The sequence below is a fragment of the Streptomyces sp. Ag109_O5-10 genome (genome assembly GCF_900105755.1).
Lineage (GTDB): Bacteria > Actinomycetota > Actinomycetes > Streptomycetales > Streptomycetaceae > Streptomyces.
The window spans coordinates 7,309,272-7,325,287 of sequence record NZ_FNTQ01000001.1; the positions used below are offsets into that span (position 1 = coordinate 7,309,272).

13 protein-coding genes and 1 pseudogene are annotated in these 16,016 nt (G+C 71.8%); 7 read left to right on the plus strand and 7 right to left on the minus strand.

Annotated features, from left to right (window positions below; all coding sequences use genetic code 11):
- Positions 1–92: 92 nt before the first annotated feature.
- Both serB and BLW82_RS33350 read right to left on the minus strand, forming a co-directional pair.
- Complete coding sequence (gene serB, locus BLW82_RS33345) at positions 93–1,301, minus strand: phosphoserine phosphatase SerB (protein WP_093504756.1); 1,209 nt, start codon at positions 1,299–1,301, stop codon at positions 93–95.
- Positions 1,302–1,590: 289 nt separating this feature from the next.
- Positions 1,591–3,510 carry a streptophobe family protein gene (locus BLW82_RS33350; protein ID WP_093504758.1) on the minus strand — a complete coding sequence of 640 codons (1,920 nt, stop codon included), beginning with the start codon at positions 3,508–3,510 and terminating at the stop codon, positions 1,591–1,593.
- Between the two features lie 244 nt (positions 3,511–3,754).
- On the opposite strand from BLW82_RS33350, the gene BLW82_RS33355 reads away from it, so the two are divergent.
- Positions 3,755–6,286: an ABC transporter ATP-binding protein/permease gene (locus BLW82_RS33355; protein WP_093504760.1), complete on the plus strand. Its 2,532-nt coding sequence runs from the start codon at positions 3,755–3,757 to the stop codon at positions 6,284–6,286.
- A 98-nt stretch (positions 6,287–6,384) separates the two neighbouring features.
- On the opposite strand, the gene BLW82_RS33360 is transcribed toward BLW82_RS33355, so the two are convergent.
- The 3 genes and pseudogenes from BLW82_RS33360 to BLW82_RS33370 form a co-directional block, all read right to left on the minus strand.
- Entirely contained in the window at positions 6,385–7,188 is an 804-nt protein-coding gene (locus BLW82_RS33360; protein ID WP_093504762.1) for a transglycosylase SLT domain-containing protein, read from the minus strand.
- A 296-nt stretch (positions 7,189–7,484) separates the two neighbouring features.
- Positions 7,485–8,566 (minus strand): annotated as a pseudogene (locus tag BLW82_RS33365) (S-adenosylmethionine:tRNA ribosyltransferase-isomerase).
- Positions 8,563–9,258, minus strand: coding sequence for an SDR family NAD(P)-dependent oxidoreductase (locus BLW82_RS33370; protein WP_093504766.1), 696 nt, complete (start codon positions 9,256–9,258; stop codon positions 8,563–8,565). Before BLW82_RS33370 ends, BLW82_RS33365 begins: the two are co-directional and overlap by 4 nt.
- A 226-nt stretch (positions 9,259–9,484) precedes the next feature.
- Here BLW82_RS33370 and BLW82_RS33375 point away from each other — a divergent pair, with 226 nt between their 5' ends.
- The 3 genes from BLW82_RS33375 to BLW82_RS33385 all read left to right on the plus strand — a co-directional run bounded on the left by BLW82_RS33375 (position 9,485) and on the right by BLW82_RS33385 (position 11,717).
- Positions 9,485–10,663 carry a GAF domain-containing sensor histidine kinase gene (locus tag BLW82_RS33375; protein ID WP_093504768.1) on the plus strand — a complete coding sequence of 393 codons (1,179 nt, stop codon included), beginning with the start codon at positions 9,485–9,487 and terminating at the stop codon, positions 10,661–10,663.
- Positions 10,656–11,297 (plus strand): response regulator, encoded by a 642-nt coding sequence (locus BLW82_RS33380; protein ID WP_093504769.1) that lies wholly within the window; start codon positions 10,656–10,658, stop codon positions 11,295–11,297. Before BLW82_RS33375 ends, BLW82_RS33380 begins: the two co-directional genes overlap by 8 nt.
- A 171-nt stretch (positions 11,298–11,468) precedes the next feature.
- Entirely contained in the window at positions 11,469–11,717 is a 249-nt protein-coding gene (locus tag BLW82_RS33385; RefSeq protein ID WP_046728002.1) for a chaplin, read from the plus strand.
- A gap of 205 nt (positions 11,718–11,922) precedes the next feature.
- Here BLW82_RS33385 and BLW82_RS33390 read toward each other — a convergent pair whose 3' ends face one another.
- Entirely contained in the window at positions 11,923–12,708 is a 786-nt protein-coding gene (locus BLW82_RS33390) for a hypothetical protein (protein WP_093504771.1), read from the minus strand.
- A gap of 150 nt (positions 12,709–12,858) precedes the next feature.
- Between BLW82_RS33390 and BLW82_RS33395 the strand changes: the two genes are divergently transcribed.
- The 3 genes from BLW82_RS33395 to BLW82_RS33405 all read left to right on the plus strand — a co-directional run bounded on the left by BLW82_RS33395 (position 12,859) and on the right by BLW82_RS33405 (position 15,234).
- The gene (locus BLW82_RS33395; protein ID WP_093504773.1) at positions 12,859–13,650 is read left to right on the plus strand and encodes an ABC transporter ATP-binding protein; all 792 of its coding nucleotides are present in this window, start codon (positions 12,859–12,861) and stop codon (positions 13,648–13,650) included.
- A 71-nt stretch (positions 13,651–13,721) separates the two neighbouring features.
- Positions 13,722–14,156 carry an NfeD family protein gene (locus BLW82_RS33400; RefSeq protein ID WP_093504775.1) on the plus strand — a complete coding sequence of 145 codons (435 nt, stop codon included), beginning with the start codon at positions 13,722–13,724 and terminating at the stop codon, positions 14,154–14,156.
- Between the two features lie 130 nt (positions 14,157–14,286).
- Positions 14,287–15,234: an SPFH domain-containing protein gene (locus tag BLW82_RS33405; protein WP_093504777.1), complete on the plus strand. Its 948-nt coding sequence runs from the start codon at positions 14,287–14,289 to the stop codon at positions 15,232–15,234.
- A gap of 113 nt (positions 15,235–15,347) precedes the next feature.
- On the opposite strand, the gene BLW82_RS33410 is transcribed toward BLW82_RS33405, so the two are convergent.
- A complete protein-coding gene (locus BLW82_RS33410; protein WP_093504779.1) occupies positions 15,348–15,860 on the minus strand; it encodes an HNH endonuclease in 513 nt (170 codons plus the stop codon).
- Positions 15,861–16,016 lie beyond the last annotated feature (156 nt).

Here is a 16,016-nt window from a genome sequence, read left to right on the forward strand (position 1 = left end):
CACCACCGCACCGCCACTGACGTGACACGACGCGGGCCAGGCACCGTGGAGACCGGTGCCGGGCCCGCGTGTCCGGACCGGCCGGACGGCGCTCAGCTCTCGTCGTGGGTGTCCGCCGCCTCGACCTCTTCGCGCGTGACGCCCAGCAGATACAGGACCGTGTCCAGGAACGGAAAGTTCACCGCCGTGTGCGCGGCCTCGCGGACCACCGGCTTGGCGTTGAAGGCGACCCCGAGACCGGCCGCGTTCAGCATGTCGAGGTCGTTGGCCCCGTCACCGACGGCCACCGTCTGCACCAGCGGCACGCCCGCCTCGGCGGCGAACCGGCGCAGCAGCCGCGCCTTGCCCGCCCGGTCCACGATCTCGCCGGTCACCCGGCCGGTCAGCTTCCCGTCGACGATCTCCAGCGTGTTGGCTTGGGCGAAGTCAAGCCCCAGCCGCTCCTTCAGGTCGTCGGTGACCTGGGTGAAACCGCCCGAGACGACACCGACTTGGTAGCCGAGCCGCTTCAGCGTACGGATCAGGGTCCGGGCGCCCGGCGTCAGCCGGACCTCCGCGCGCACCTTCTGCACGACCGACTCGTCCAGCCCCTTCAGCAGCGCCACGCGCGCGTGCAGCGACTGCTCGAAGTCCAGCTCGCCGCGCATCGCGGCCGCCGTCACCTCGGCGACCTGGTCCTCGCAGCCGGCGTGCGCCGCGAAGAGCTCGATCACCTCGTCCTGGATCAGCGTCGAGTCCACGTCCATGACGACCAGCCGCTGGGCCCGCCGGTGCAGGCCCGCCGAGACCACCGCGATGTCCACGCCGAGCTCGGCCGCGTCGGAGGCCAGGGCGGTGCGCAGCGGTTCGGTCTCCACGCCGGACACCGCGAACTCCACCGCGGTCACCGGGTACTTGGCGAGCCGGAAGATACGGTCGATGTTGCCGCCGGTCTTGGCGATCCGGGCGGCGATGGCGGCCGTCGACTCGGCGGTCAGCGGGCGGCCGAGGACGGTGACCAGGGAACGGCCGAGGCCGCGCGGGCGGTTGTCGCCGTGGCCGGAGATGATCTCCGCCTGCATCTTCATCGACTCGGCCCAGCTGTGCACGGTCGCCCTGAGGTCGCCCTCCAGGCCCGCCGGGGGCTGGGTCACGAGCGCGCACAGCACCAGGCGGCCACGCGTGACGACCTGCTCGATGTCGACCACGTCGACCATGTAGGCGGCAAGCGTGTCGAAGAGGCCGGCCGTGATGCCCGGCCTGTCCTTGCCGAAGATCTTGACGAGGAGGGTGGGGAGCTCGGAGGTCTGCGGATCGCTCATGGTGTAACCAAGGTAACCGGCACCCAGTGCCTGCGGCGCAGGTGGTCCGCCTGACGGACACGGAACAACAGATGTCGAGCCGGTGTCGGACGCCTTGCCGCCGCCCTACGAACGAACGTGCGTGCGAAGTCCACGGCCGGGGCCGGGGCGTACCCCGCCGGGCCTTCACGCACGGTTCAGCGCCCCGACCCGCACGCGGCGGCGGCCGCCCGTGATCCGCACGGACGCGCCGTGACGCGCACGGACGCGCCGTGACGCGCACGAAGGACACGAACCGCGCGCCCGGGCCTCACCTCCGGGGCCGTCCGGGCGGCGGCGGTGGCGGGGGAGGAGGCGGTGGCGGGGGCCCGGCGCCGGGACCGCTCTGGGGCGCGTCGGGCCGCCGCGTTCCCGGCCGGGGCCGCGCGGAGCGGGGTGGCGGATCGAAGGGGCGCGCCACGGTCGGAGCGCCGTACACGTCGCCCGGGCCGGACGGCGGTACGTCGGAGGGGTTGCCGCCCGCCCGGCTCCCCTCCGGGGCCCGGCGGCCATCGTCCGCCGGGGGCGGTGCGCCCGGCCCACGACGGCCCGGGGCCGCGGAACCGCCCGGCGGTGCCGTCCCCGCCGCCGGTACTCCACCGGGCCGGGCCCCTCGGCCGCCCCCGGTCTCCCGCAGCTCCTCCGGCACCCGGAGATAGGGGTTCGTGTTCGGATTCGGCGGCCGGTACGGCGTACCCGGTGCGTACGGTCCCGTCGTGCCGCTGCCGACCAGCCCCGGAGCCCGCTCGACCCCCTGGCCTGCGGGTCCGCCGGCGGCCGCGGCGCCACCCAGGGCCAGGGGAGCCGCCCGTGACCCCGCCGCCCCGGTCACCCACGCCAGCAGCGCCCCCAGGGCTCCCGCCGCCGCACCCCAGACCGCGCCGAGCAGCAGCGCCATGCCCAGCTCCCCGTGCAGCCGGATCCCCGCCCCGAACGCGTCGAAGCCCAGCACCGACAGCGAGGCGTCCACCGACACGTCCGCCAGCCAGGCCAGCAGCGGCAGCGTGAGCGCGGTGGCGATCCCCAGCCGCACGGCACACCACCCGGCGAAACCGGGCGCAGTCCGCCGCACCGGCGTCCGGACCGCCGTGAACACCCCGGCCAGCAGCATGAGCAGGGCCGCCGCGACAGCCAACAGCCACACCCGCCGGTCCAGGCCTGCCAGGTGGCCCAGGGTCACCGACTGGTCGGACCCGGAGTTCAGCAGTTCGTCCAGGGGGTGCGGCAGGAACATGGTCAGGACGCCCGTGGCCCTGCCGTCGAAGGGGACGAAGAGCCCGATGGGGATGCCGAGCCAGACGCCGTTCGGTGCGCCGAGCAGGGCCGCGCCCATGATCCGGGCTGGGTGCGGGTCGCCGATCGCCGCGTAGACCGCCGCCGCCCAGCCGGCCGCCACGGCCACCAGCAGGACCGTCACCAGCGCCGAAGCCGCCGGCCGTACGACCCGGTGCACCGGCGCCCAGCCGGGGGGCAGCGGAGTGCGGCGCGAGGCCAGCAGGGCGATCAGCAGGATGCCCACCGACCAGCCGAGTCCGCCGAGCAGGGTCGCCGTCGTGTCCACGCTGAAGCCGACCGCCGCTTTCGCGTGCACGAGGTCGCCGAGGCGGTCCGGCAGCAGCCCGCCGATGTCACCGATGCCGGGGATCTTCAGCCCGCCGCCGGCTCCCCCGTCGCCGCTCCCGCCGCCCGTCAGCCTGTCCAGGCCGAGGGCACCGCCGTCGATCGTCACGACGGAGTGCCCCGCCCAGGCCAGTCCGCCAAGGACCGCCACGAACAGCACCACCACCGAGCCCGCGCGGGCCAGCAGTTCGGCCGGGGAGATCACAACTCCGGCCGTGCGCAAGGACCGTAAGAAGAACCATGACAAAAGGAGCGCACCGACCAGGCTCACCCCAAGTGGCGTGATCTCGATGGCCGTGGTGGCCTCTGCCCCCTTCAGCCCGAAAGCGGACAGATCTCCGTCCGGGGTGACCGAACCACCCGCCCCGAGCGCCACAACGGCCGCGGTCATCGGGCCCAGTGAGCCCGCCGCATCGGCCCGCAGCAGATGCAGGCCCAGCGCCGCCGTACCCGCCATACCGATCAATGCCCAGCTCACGGCGGCTGTCGAGGACAGCAGGACGTCGGCCCACGGCAGCCGCCCGCCGTACCTTCCGTGCTCGATTCCCGTACCGGACGCACCAGTACTCATGGCAGGCCCCCCGATCCGCAGCCGCGCCGGACCACTCCGCCGCGCTTGTCCCCCTCGCGTGGATTACCACTCTCCGGCCCGGTTTCAACCCCGTCAACGGAAAGAGTCGAAGCGTTCGTCCGAGGCAGCCACAAGGCCCGGCTTTCGGTCAGAGGGCCGAGCCTGAAATAGTTCCCGACGATGTTCGACATCCCTAGACTCCCTGTGATGGGGGTAACTCGGGGGACTACTCATGGGGCTTGGAGTGCCGGAACTCGTACTGGAATCAAACGGACGCACCTGGACGCTCGATCCGTCCAGGTCATACACACTCGGACGGGATCCGCAGGGGGACGTCGTGTTCGACGACGCCAGGGTCTCCTGGCGGCACGCCACGATCCGCTTCGACGGCCGCAGTTGGGTCATCGAGGACCACGGCAGTACCAACGGCACCTTCGTGCAGAACAACCGGGTCCAGCGCTCGGAGATCGGCCCGGGCTCGGCCGTTCATCTCGGCAACGCGAACGACGGACCGCGCCTGGGCCTCTCCGGCGCCGCGGCCGCCGCTCAACCGCAGCCCCGGCAGCAGCCGTTCGCGGCGCAGGGCGCGGGTGGCCCGGGCTGGTCCCAGCCGCCGGCCCCGCAGCCGTCGGCCGTGCAGCAGCCGGCTCCGCAACAGGGCTGGCAGCAGGCCCCGTCGGCGATCCCGCAGCAGCAGGGCGCTCCGGCCATGGCCTCCGGTGGTGGCGCGGGGGCGCCGCCGGTCTACGGCGACCGCAGCCCGACCACCTTCCACCAGTTCTCCATCGGTCGCGTGATGCGCATCGGCCGTGCCCTGGACAACGAACTCGTCGTCTCCGACCTGCAGGTCTCGCGCCACCACGCCGAGTTCCACTCCATGCCCGACGGCCGCATGGAGATCCGCGACCTCGGCTCGCACAACGGCACGTACGTCAACGGCATGCCGATCGCCAAGGGCGGCAGCGCGCTGCTCGACGCGGACGACATCGTGGGCGTCGGCCACTCCACCTTCCGGATCGTCGGCGACCGGCTGGAGGAGTTCGTCGACACCGGTGAGGTCTCCTTCTCCGCGCGTCACCTGACCGTCACGGTCGACGGCGGCAAGCAGATCCTCAAGGACGTCTCCTTCGGCGTCCCGGAGAAGTCCGTGATCGCGGTCATCGGCCCGTCGGGATCCGGCAAGTCGACTCTGCTCAAGGCACTCACCGGCTACCGCCCCGCCAACGAGGGCGAGGTGCTGTACGACAACCGCAACCTGTACAAGCAGTTCGCCGAGCTGCGCCAGCGCATCGGTCTGGTCCCGCAGGACGACATCCTGCACAAGGAACTGACGGTCAAGAAGGCCCTCAAGTACGCCGCCAAGCTGCGTTTCCCCGCCGACACCACGGCCGAGGAGCGCGAGGCCCGCATCGACGAGGTGCTGCGCGAGCTGAAGCTCGACGTCCACAAGGAGAAGAAGGTCACCTCGCTCTCCGGCGGCCAGCGCAAGCGCGTGTCGGTGGCCCTCGAGCTGCTCACCAAGCCGTCGCTGATCTTCCTCGACGAGCCCACCTCGGGCCTCGACCCGGGCATGGACCGCGATGTCATGCAGCTGCTGCGCGGTCTCGCCGACGACGGCCGCACGGTCCTCGTCGTCACCCACTCGGTGGCCGAGCTGGCGCTGTGCGACAAGCTCCTGGTGATGGCGCCGGGCGGCTCCGTCGCCTACTTCGGCCCGCCGGAGGAGGCGCTGAACTTCTTCGGCTACGACACCTGGGCCGACGTCTTCTCCGCCTTCGAGAACTACCGCGACTACGACTGGGCGGGCCGCTGGAAGGGCTCGCAGCACTACCAGATGTACGCCGCGGACATCGACGCCGTCGCCCCGCAGGCCGTACAGATGCCGCCGATGCAGGCGATGAAGCCGAAGAAGCCGCAGGGCTGGATGTCGCAGTTCGTCACCCTCGTGCGTCGGTACGTGTCGGTGATCGCCTCCGACAGGGGCTTCCTGATCCTGACGGTCGTGCTGCCGCTGGTCCTCGGCTCGGTGAGCCTGCTCATCGACTCGGGCAAGGACCTGCTGGTCAACACGGAGATCAATCCGGCGACCGGGCAGCCCGTCCCGAACGGCACGGCCACCACGGTGCTGCTGATCCTGGCGGTGGGCGCCTGCTTCGCCGGTGCCGCGAACTCCGTCCGCGAGCTGATCAAGGAACGGGTCATCTACGAACGGGAACGCGCCACCGGCCTGTCCCGCTCCGCGTACCTGATGTCCAAGGTCTTCGTGCTCGGCGTCGTCACACTCCTGCAGGGCCTGCTGGTCGGCGTCATCGGCTTCGCCAGCCGGAAGATCCCGGCGGAGGGCGTGGTCTTCGGCCACCTCACGCTCCTGGAGCTCTGCCTGCCGGTCATGGCGCTCGGCTTCACCTCGATGATGTTCGGCCTGGTCATGTCCGCCCTGGTGAAGACCTCCGAGAAGACCATGCCGCTGCTGGTCATGTTCGCGATCATCCAGGTCGTCTTCACCGGCTGCCTGTTCGCCCTGAACGGCACGGTCGGCGTCAACCAGTTCTCGTACCTGATGCCGTCGCGCTGGGCCGTCGCCGCCGCGGGCGCCACCCTGGACTTCAACGGGATCGCGCCGCCCGGCAAGGGCAAGCCCGACGACCCGCTGTGGGCGCACACCGCCGGCGCCTGGACCCTGGACATGGTCGCCCTGATCGCCCTCGGTGTGGTCTGCGCCTTCCTTGTGGCCCGCTTCCTGCGCCGCCACGAGCCCGAGGTCATGCGGAAGTAGCACGCGCCGGTCCTTGCCAACGCCGTACGACGCCGAAGGGCGGCACCCGCAACGGGGTGCCGCCCTTCGGCGTGTGTGTGCCGAGGTCCGCGCCTGCCTCAGTACGCGCTGTTGACGTTGTCGATCGTGCCGTACCGGTGCGCCGCGTAGTTGGCGGCGGCGGTGATGTTGGCGACCGGGTCGTAGATGTTCCAGGACGTCCCGGAGACGTGGTAGGTCGCGAAGGTCGGCGGGATGACCTGGAGCAGGCCCTTGGACGGGATGCCGTTGATGGCGTTGATGTCCCAGTTGTTGATGGCGTTCGGGTTGCCGGAGGACTCCCGCATGATGTTGCGGTGCAGGCCGCTGTAGGAGCCCGGGATGCCCTTGGCGTTCATGATGTCGAGGGCCTGGCGGATCCAGCCGTCGAGGTTGTTGCCGTATGTCTTCGCGGCGACCTGCTGGATCTGCGGGCGCTGCGCGGACCGGCTGGCGGCCTGCTGGGCGGCGCGCTTGGCGGCGGCCTGCTGGACGGCGGCGGCGTGCTTCACGTGGGCCGCGTGGAGGTGCTTCGCGTGCAGCTTCTTCGCACGGGCCTGCTTCACGTGGGCGACGTGGGCCGCGTGGGCCTGCTTCACGTGGGCGACGTGCAGCTGGTGGCCGGAGGCCTTCTTCTTGGCGGCGATGGCCTCGACCTTGACGTTCTGCAGGGCCAGCTGGTCCGTGACCTTGCCCGTGACGTCCTTGACCTGTGCGGTGCCGTAGGCGGTCCTGGCGGCCGCCTCGGGGGCGCCGGAGGCGACCGTGTCGGCGCTGCTGGGCACGGCCGAGAAGGCGAGGGCGGCGGCGCCGAGCGTGGCGACACCGGCGAGCGCGATCTTGTGGTGCTTGGTCAGGGTGGGACTGTGGGCGTGCTTGGGCATTGGTGTGGACCTCTTCGAATAGCGCGGAGTCGCTCGTTGTCCGCGGGGGAGACCTGCTCCTCCTGCACGAACACCGCCGGGGGAACCCGCGGTGCTGAGCGACGGCAGCCATTCTTAGCGGCCGCAAAAAGCTGTGGCAAAGATGTGACGTACGAACCGCGGTAGTGGAGCCCAGATGGGCAAATCGGGACAGACTAGAACGTCTGTCCCGTTCGCGCCGTGACTCTTTATCTCCTATGTCCGTTCGTACGTGATGTGCGCCCTATGTGCGGCCTCACATCGGCCGCCCATCAATCTCACCAGGAGTTGCTGACGCAATCCTCTGCGTGAGGTCCTCCTCCGGCAGGATGAGGTGCACGTCGCCGAACTCGTGCCAGAGGTAGAGACCGCGCAGCGCCTCCTCGTAGCTGCGGTCGACCGCGGGCCGCCCGGCCACCGCCTCCAGCATCAGCAGATGCGAGGCCTCCGGCTCGTGCAGCCCGGTCAGCAGCCCGTCCACCACCCGCACCCCGCGCTCCGGCGTCACCACGAGCTCCGTCCACCCCGTCGCCGCCCGCACCACCCCGTCGACCCCGGCGGCCGACTCCACGGCCCGCACGGCCGTCGTCCCCACCGCGACCACCCTGCCGTCACCGGCCCTGACGTTGTTGATCAGCCGCGCCGACGCCTCCGGCACGGCGAACCGCTCCGCGTACGGCGGCTCGTGCGCCTCCCCCGACGACACCCCGGTGTGCAGCCTGATCGGCGCGAACTGCACCCCACGGCTCACCAGCTCCGCCACCAGCCGCGCCGTGAAGGGCCGGCCCGCACTCGGCATCTCCGCACTCCCCGCCCCGTCCGCCGACGGCAGCGCGAACACCGTCTGGTACACGGACAGCGGCTGGTCCCGGTCCGTATAGGAGTAACGGATGGGCCGCCCGTGCTCCCGCAGCACCCCGCGCACGTCCGCGGATGCCCGCGCCCACCACAGCCGCTCGCCCCGCTCGCTCAGCGGCTCCTCCAGGAACAGCAGCCCGCCACCGGGGAGCCGCACCTCACTTCCCGCGCGCGTACCCGCACGCGCGCGTGTGGTCCCCTTCCCGTCCGGCTCCCGCAGCTCGACCGCCCACCGCCCGTCGTCCCCGCGCGTGGAGAAGTGCACCACCACGCGCGCGTGCCCGACCCGCCCGTCCACGGCCGCCGCCAGCGTCGGCGAGGTGTTCACCACCAGCAGGTCCCCGGCCCGCAGCAGGGGCGGCAGCTCGGCGAAGGCGTGGTGCGACACCGCCGTCCCGCGCGACACCAGCAGCCGCACGGCGTCCCGTTCGAGACCCGGCCCACGCTGCTCGGCAGGCACCCGCGCGGACAGCTCCTCGGGCACCCGCACCACCGTCGTCATCGCCCCTCCACCAGAGCCGGCGCCGCGTACCGCCCGCTCGCGGGCCGCTCCTCCAGGAGCCGCAGGAAGGCCGGTACGACCGACTCCGGGGCCGGCCGCGGATCGCCGTCGTCCGGTACGGCCGCCGCGTACAGCCCGGTCGCCATGTCCCCGGGATCCACCGCCCACACCCGAAGCCCCGGTTCCTCCACGCCGAGCACGGCCGCCAGCTGGTCCAGAGCCGCCTTCGAGGCGCCGTAGCCGCCCCAGGTCTCGTACGCCTCGGCGCCCGCGTCCGAGCTGACCGTGACCACCGCGCCCGCCGCCGAGCCGCGCAACAGCGGCAGCGCCTCCTGGACCAGGCCCAGCGCGGCCACCACGTTCACCTCCAGCGCCCGGCGCAGCCCCGCCAGGGGCAGCTCGCCCAGGCGCACCAGCGGCTCGGCGCCCAGCGCGCTGGCGTTGCTCACCAGCAGGTCCACCCCGCCCAGCTCCCGTGCGGCGGCCACCAGGCCGGCCCGGTGCCCGGCGTCGGTGACATCGCCGGGCAGCGCCGTCACCCGTGTCCCGTGCCCCGCGACGGCCTCCGCCGTCTCCTTCAGCAGCCCGGCCCCCCTGGCGTCCAGCACCAGATCCCAGCCGCGCGCGGCCAGCGCCTCGGCCAGCGCCCGCCCCAGCCCCTTCGAGGCCCCCGTGATGATCGCTACCGGCATGACAACCGTCCCCTCGGCTCCGTCCGCCCGCGTCGGCGGTGATCCCAACGTAGGAACCGGACCGCCCCGGCCGCCTCGGACGCGGGGCGCAACCGGGCGGGGCCCTTCGGACTAAGCCGCCGGTCCGGGACCCGGGCCCTAGGTCCCCGGGCCTACGGCCACCGGCCCAGGCCCGGCCGCCGTCGGCCCGATCCGCGCTGCCGGACCCCGCCGGTACCGTGAGGACATGAGTCAAGGTCCCCGGTCCGGTCTGGCGGCGGTGAGTTCCGCGCTGCTGGCCATGAGCAGGCACCTGGAGGTGCGCGACGTCCTCAAGACGATCGTCGCCTCCGCCCGTGAGCTGCTCGACGCCCAGTACGCCGCGCTGGGGGTGCCGGACGACCACGGCGGCTTCGCCCAGTTCGTCGTCGACGGCGTCACCGACGCCCAGTGGAAGGCCATCGGCCCGCTCCCGCGCCAGCACGGCATCCTCGCCGCCATGCTGCGCGAGGCGAAGGTCGAGCGGCTGGCAGACGTCCGCACGGACCCCCGCTTCGAGGGCTGGCCCTCCGCCCACCCCGACATGTCCGACTTCCTGGGCCTGCCGATCCGGGACGGCGACGAGGTCATCGGCGCCCTCTTCCTCGCCAACAAGCTGAGGCCTGTGGAGGCACACCCCGCACAGGACGCGTGCCCCGAGCCCGAGGGCGGCTGCGGCTTCACGGCCGAGGACGAGGAACTGCTCTCCATCCTCGCCCAGCATGCGGCCATCGCCCTCACCAACGCCCGCCTCTACGAGCGCAGCCGCGAGCTGACCATCGCCGAGGAGCGCTCCCGGCTCGCCCACGAGCTGCACGACGCGGTGAGCCAGAAGCTCTTCTCGCTCCGCCTGACCGCCCAGGCCGCCGCCGCCCTGGTCGACCGCGACCCCTCCCGCGCCAAGGGCGAGCTGCAGCAGGTCGCCGTGCTCGCCGCCGAGGCCGTCGACGAGCTGCGGGCCGCCGTCGTCGAGCTGCGCCCCGCCGCCCTCGACGAGGACGGCCTGCTCGCCACCCTGCGCACCCAGGTCCAGGTCCTCGACCGCGCCCACACCGCGCGCGTGACCTTCGCCGCCGCCGGATTCCGCGCCCTGCCCGCCGCCCAGGAGGAGGCCCTGCTCCGGGTCGCGCAGGAAGCACTGCACAACGCCCTGCGGCACTCCGGGGCCGAGCACGTCGACGTGACGGTGAACCGGCGCGGCGGTGGCGCCGTCCTGCGGGTCACCGACGACGGCAGCGGCTTCGACCCGCACCTCACCCGGCGCGCTGGACGCCACCTCGGCCTGGTCTCCATGCGGGACCGGGCGAGCGGCGTCGGCGGCACGCTGACCGTGGAATCGGCGCCCGGCAAGGGCACCACGATCGAGATGGAGGTCCCCGGTGGCTGACGCAATCCGGGTGCTGCTGGTCGACGACCACCAGGTCGTCCGTCGGGGCCTGCGCACCTTCCTGGAGGTCCAGGACGACATCGAGGTCGTCGGCGAGGCCGCCGACGGCGCCGAAGGGGTCGAGCGCGCCCAGGAGCTGACCCCCGACGTCGTCCTCATGGACGTCAAGATGCCCGGCCTGGACGGCGTGGCGGCACTGCGCAGGCTCCGCGAACTCGACAACCCCGCGCGCGTGCTGATCGTCACCAGCTTCACCGAGCAGCGCACGGTGGTCCCGGCCCTGCGCGCGGGCGCCGCCGGATACGTCTACAAGGACGTCGATCCCGACGCGCTCGCCACCGCCATCCGCTCGGTGCACGCCGGGCACGTCCTGCTCCAGCCCGAGGTGGCAGGCGCCCTGCTCACCCAGGAGGAGGCCACCTCCGGCCAGGGCCGGGGCGGCTCGCTCACCGAGCGGGAGCGCGAGGTGCTGGGGCTGATCGCCGACGGCCGCTCCAACCGGGAGATAGCGCGTGCCCTGGTGCTGTCCGAGAAGACCGTCAAGACGCACGTCTCGAACATCCTGATGAAACTCGACCTCGCCGATCGCACGCAGGCCGCTCTGTGGGCCGTTCGCCATGGCGTGACCGGCTGAAACGCCCTCCGCAACGCTTCACCGACGGCAACCCGGAGGGTCGCCTTCCGGGCTGAGATTCATACCGTCGTGGGAATGTCACCCGGACGGCGCATCCTCTGCCCGGCCGCCGCCGTTCTTCAGTGCGTGCCGCGGCGACCGCCGTGGCGATCGCCAAGGAGGGCTCAAGAAGTGAAGAACCTGAAGAAGGCAGCGGCCGTGACGATGGTGGCCGGCGGGATCGTGGCCGCGGGCGCGGGGATGGCCTCCGCCCACACCGGCGGTTCCCACGCCGACGGCCGCGCCCAGGGCTCTCCCGGCGTCGTCTCCGGCAACGTCATCCAGGCCCCGGTGCACGTTCCCGTCAACGTCGTCGGCAACAGCGTCAACGTCATCGGCGTGCTGAACCCGGCCTTCGGCAACCTCGGCCTCAACCACTGAGACCGCGCCGCACAGCGGCACCGACCTCCGGCCTTCCGGGCGCCCCCGGAAGGCCGTCGGCTTGTCCGCGGTCGCGAAGCGCCCCCCGTAGGGCGCTGGGGGGGTACCCCCGGCCGAAGGCTGGGGGAGGAACTGCGCGACCGGCCACGACGGTGCCGCAGACGACCGACGGCATCGGCGGCACCGCCGGCGGAGCGCCCAGCGCTCAGCGCCCCCGCTCACGCTCCTCCACAACCGAGTTGTACGCCGCGACCTGCGCGCGCCGGGCCGTCCGCTCCACCGGCCGCAGTGCCAGCGACCGCGCAGCCATCTCCGACGCGCTCACCGCCCCGCCGTGCCCGTTGTCGTAGGCCAGCGAGACCAGCAGCCCCACCCGCTGCGCCAGCTCCAGCACCCGCACCGCCCGCGGCGGATACCCCGGGGCCAGCACCTCCCGGCCCCGCTCCGCCCGCGCCCGGTACGCGTCGATCGCCGCCTCCGCCACCGGCCCCGACCCCGCGACGTCCAGCTTCGACAGCACGTCGGTCGCGTCCCGCAGTGCCTCCGCCAGCTCGCGCTCCGCCTCACCGAGCGACGGCACGTCGGCCGGAGGTGCCTCCCGCACCGGCAGCACGTGCCAGACCACCTCGACATGCACATCACCGGCCGGCCCGGCCTCGTGGACCTCCGGCACCAGCCCGACCGCGGCGCCGAGACAGATCACCGCCTCCTCGGCCTCCAGCGCCCGCGCGTTGAACTCCGGCGGCCCGCTCAGCCCCAGCGGATGTCCCGACGCCGGCAGCGCGACCCGCAGCCCGGTCGCCCCCAGCGTCCGCAGCCGCCCCAACGCAAGGGTGAGCCCGACCGGAGCGCCCTCACCGGGCAGCCCCTCCACCCGGTGCACCGCGTCCTCGCCGACGATGGCGAGCACGGCGTCATCTGGAGAGACAAGTCCGGCCAAAAGGGCATTACCCCAAGCGGCGAGGCGTCCTGAACGCGGTTCCGAGAGCATGCCCCCACCCTAAGGACAGGACCGATGGAATGGAGCGGCGCGCTCGTGGCGTAGATTTCATGGGGGCCGCGCCCACCGGCGCCGCGGCCCGGGCCACAGGCGTACGCGACAGCCGAGAACGGCGACACTGCAAGGGGAGACAACGCGCTCATGAGCGATGTTCTGGAGCTTCAGGACGTATCCGTGGTCCGGGAGGGCCGGGCTCTGGTGGACCAGGTCTCCTGGTCGGTGAAGGAGGGCGAGCGCTGGGTCATCCTCGGCCCCAACGGCGCCGGCAAGACCACCCTCCTCAACGTCGCGTCCAGCTACCTCTTCCCCAGCAAGGGCACCGCCACCATCCTCGGCGACACCCTCGGCAAGGTCGACGTCTTCGACCTGCGCCCGCGCATCGGCATGGCCGGCGTCGCCATGGCCGAGAAGCTCCCCAAGCGCCAGACCGTCCTGGAGACCGTGCTCACCGCCGCCTACGGCATGACCGCCCACTGGCAGGAGGAGTACGACGAGGTCGACGAGCAGCGCGCCCGCGCCTTCCTGGACCGCCTCGGCATGACCGACTACGTGGACCGGAAGTTCGGCACCCTCTCCGAGGGCGAGCGCAAGCGCACCCTGATCGCCCGCGCCCTGATGACCGACCCCGAGCTCCTCCTCCTCGACGAACCCGCCGCCGGACTCGACCTCGGCGGCCGCGAGGACCTGGTCCGCCGCCTCGGCCGGCTCGCCCGCGACCCGATCGCCCCGTCCATGATCATGGTCACCCACCATGTCGAGGAGATCGCCCCCGGCTTCACCCACGTCCTGATGATCCGCCAGGGCAAGGTCCTCGCCGCCGGCCCGCTGGAACTCGAACTCACCTCCCGCAACCTCTCCCTCTGCTTCGGCCTCCCGCTCGTCGTCGAGCAGCTCGGCGACCGCTGGACCGCCCACGGACTGCCCCTGTCCTGACCGGAACTGACGGTCCCTGACCCGGCAAAGCACACTGTCGTGGTCGGCACCCCCGGCCCTACCATGACTGTGTGAACAGCATCGACGCATGGGTGTGGTGGCTCGTCATCGCGGCGGCGCTCGGAATTCCGCTCGTGGTGACCGCGATGCCGGAGTTCGGCATGTTCGCGGTCGGCGCCGTGGCCGCCGCAGGCACCGCAGGCCTCGGCGCGGGCACCGTCATCCAGGTGCTCGTCTTCGTCGTCGTCTCGGTCGCACTGATCGCCGTCGTCCGGCCCATCGCGAACCGGCACGCCGCCCACCGTCCCCAACTCGCCACCGGCGTCGACGCGTTGAAGGGCAGACAGGCCGTCGTACTCGAACGCGTCGACGGCGGCGCGGACGGACGGATCAAGCTCGCCGGCGAGATCTGGTCGGCGCGCGCCCTCGACCCGGGCCGTGCTTACGAAGTGGGTCAGGAAGTCGACGTCGTGGAGATCGAGGGGGCCACCGCGATCGTCATCTGACCTCGTAAGACTCAACTGAACAGAAGAGTCCCCGAGTTGCGCGTGCGTCTGTCAGACTCATCCAGCAAGATCTTCAACAACCATAAGATCTGCCGAAGCGCCGAGGCGGAGAAGGGTACGGGGAGCGACGATGGAACCGGTCATCATCGTCCTGGTCATTCTGGTGGTGTTGGTCTTCATCGCCCTGATCAAGACGATCCAAGTCATCCCACAGGCGAGCGCCGCCATCGTCGAGCGCTTCGGCCGCTACACGCGGACCCTGAACGCGGGCCTCAACATCGTGGTCCCGTTCATCGACACCATCCGCAACCGCATCGACCTGCGTGAACAGGTCGTACCGTTCCCGCCCCAGCCGGTGATCACCCAGGACAACCTGGTCGTGAACATCGACACCGTCATCTACTACCAGGTCACGGACGCCCGCGCGGCCACCTACGAGGTGGCCAGCTACATCCAGGCCATCGAGCAGCTCACGGTCACCACGCTCCGCAACATCATCGGCGGCATGGACCTGGAGCGCACCCTGACCTCCCGCGAGGAGATCAACGCGGCCCTGCGCGGCGTCCTCGACGAGGCCACCGGCAAGTGGGGCATCCGCGTCAACCGCGTCGAACTCAAGGCCATCGAGCCGCCGACCTCCATCCAGGACTCGATGGAGAAGCAGATGCGCGCCGACCGTGACAAGCGCGCCGCGATCCTCACGGCGGAAGGCACGCGGCAGGCCGCGATCCTCACCGCAGAGGGCGAGAAGCAGTCCCAGATCCTGCGCGCCGAGGGTGAGGCCAAGGCTGCGGCCCTGCGCGCGGAGGGCGAGGCCCAGGCGGTCCGTACGGTCTTCGAGGCGATCCACGCCGGCGACGCGGACCAGAAGCTCCTGTCCTACCAGTACCTCCAGATGCTGCCGAAGATCGCCGAGGGCGACGCCAACAAGCTCTGGATCGTCCCCAGCGAAATCGGCGACGCCCTCAAGGGCCTCTCCGGCGCCATGGGCAACTTCGGCCCCCTGGGCGGCGGTTCCAACGGCGGCGGCAACGTCCCGGCACAGCAGGAACGCCGCGAGAGGCCGAACATCGACTAGGGCCACTCACAAGCAGACGTTCCCCGCGCCCACCCTTCTCGGGGGGCGCGGGGAACTGCACGACAAGCCCCCACACAGCCACAGCCGCACGACGGGCCCGGCCAGGCGGACGACTAGGCGGCCGCCACATCCCCCGAGAGCCACTCAGGCAACGTCGCCAGATCCTCGGCCCCCATCGCCAACAGCATCGCATCCTGCGGCGAGGGCTCGAACGGCTTCCGAAGCAACGGCATACCCGCCTGCTCCGGCGTCCGGTCCGCCTTCCGGTGATTGTCCTCCGCGCACGACGCCACCGTGTTCAGCCAGGAGTCGGCACCACCCTGAGCCCGCGGCACCACATGGTCCACGGTCGTCGCCCGCTGCCCGCAGTACGCGCACCGGTGCCGGTCCCTGACCAGCACCCCCCGCCGCGACCACGGCGCCTGTCTCCGAAAGGGCACCCGTACGTACCTGCACAGCCTTATGACCCGAGGCGCAGGTATGTCCACCTCGGCACCGCGCATGCGCAGCTCGGGGTGGGCCTGCTCGACGACGGCCTTGTCCTGGAGCACCAGAACGACGGCGCGGTTCAACGTCACCGTAGACAGCGGCTCGAAGCTCGCGTTCAGCACCAGCGTGTCACGCATCCAGCCCACCTCCCATGTGCACCTGCCCACCCCCGGCGGGCTTGGATCAACTCTGGACGGGCGCGCCGAGATGGACAACGCAATAAAAACTGCCCGCCCCTGATCACTTCCATGACCAGGGGCGGGCAAACGTTCAATGAACGCTCAGCTGATTTC

Excerpts from the sequence above, each read along its gene's own strand:
- serB (WP_093504756.1), bottom strand. The coding sequence starts at position 1,301 with ATGAGCGATCCGCAGACCTCCGAGCTCCCCACCCTCCTCGTCAAGATC.
- BLW82_RS33350 (WP_093504758.1), bottom strand. The coding sequence starts at position 3,510 with ATGAGTACTGGTGCGTCCGGTACGGGAATCGAGCACGGAAGGTACGGC.
- BLW82_RS33360 (WP_093504762.1), bottom strand. The coding sequence starts at position 7,188 with ATGCCCAAGCACGCCCACAGTCCCACCCTGACCAAGCACCACAAGATC.
- BLW82_RS33370 (WP_093504766.1), bottom strand. The coding sequence starts at position 9,258 with ATGCCGGTAGCGATCATCACGGGGGCCTCGAAGGGGCTGGGGCGGGCG.
- BLW82_RS33375 (WP_093504768.1), top strand. The coding sequence starts at position 9,485 with ATGAGTCAAGGTCCCCGGTCCGGTCTGGCGGCGGTGAGTTCCGCGCTG.
- BLW82_RS33390 (WP_093504771.1), bottom strand. The coding sequence starts at position 12,708 with ATGCTCTCGGAACCGCGTTCAGGACGCCTCGCCGCTTGGGGTAATGCC.
- BLW82_RS33395 (WP_093504773.1), top strand. The coding sequence starts at position 12,859 with ATGAGCGATGTTCTGGAGCTTCAGGACGTATCCGTGGTCCGGGAGGGC.
- BLW82_RS33405 (WP_093504777.1), top strand. The coding sequence starts at position 14,287 with ATGGAACCGGTCATCATCGTCCTGGTCATTCTGGTGGTGTTGGTCTTC.
- BLW82_RS33410 (WP_093504779.1), bottom strand. The coding sequence starts at position 15,860 with ATGCGTGACACGCTGGTGCTGAACGCGAGCTTCGAGCCGCTGTCTACG.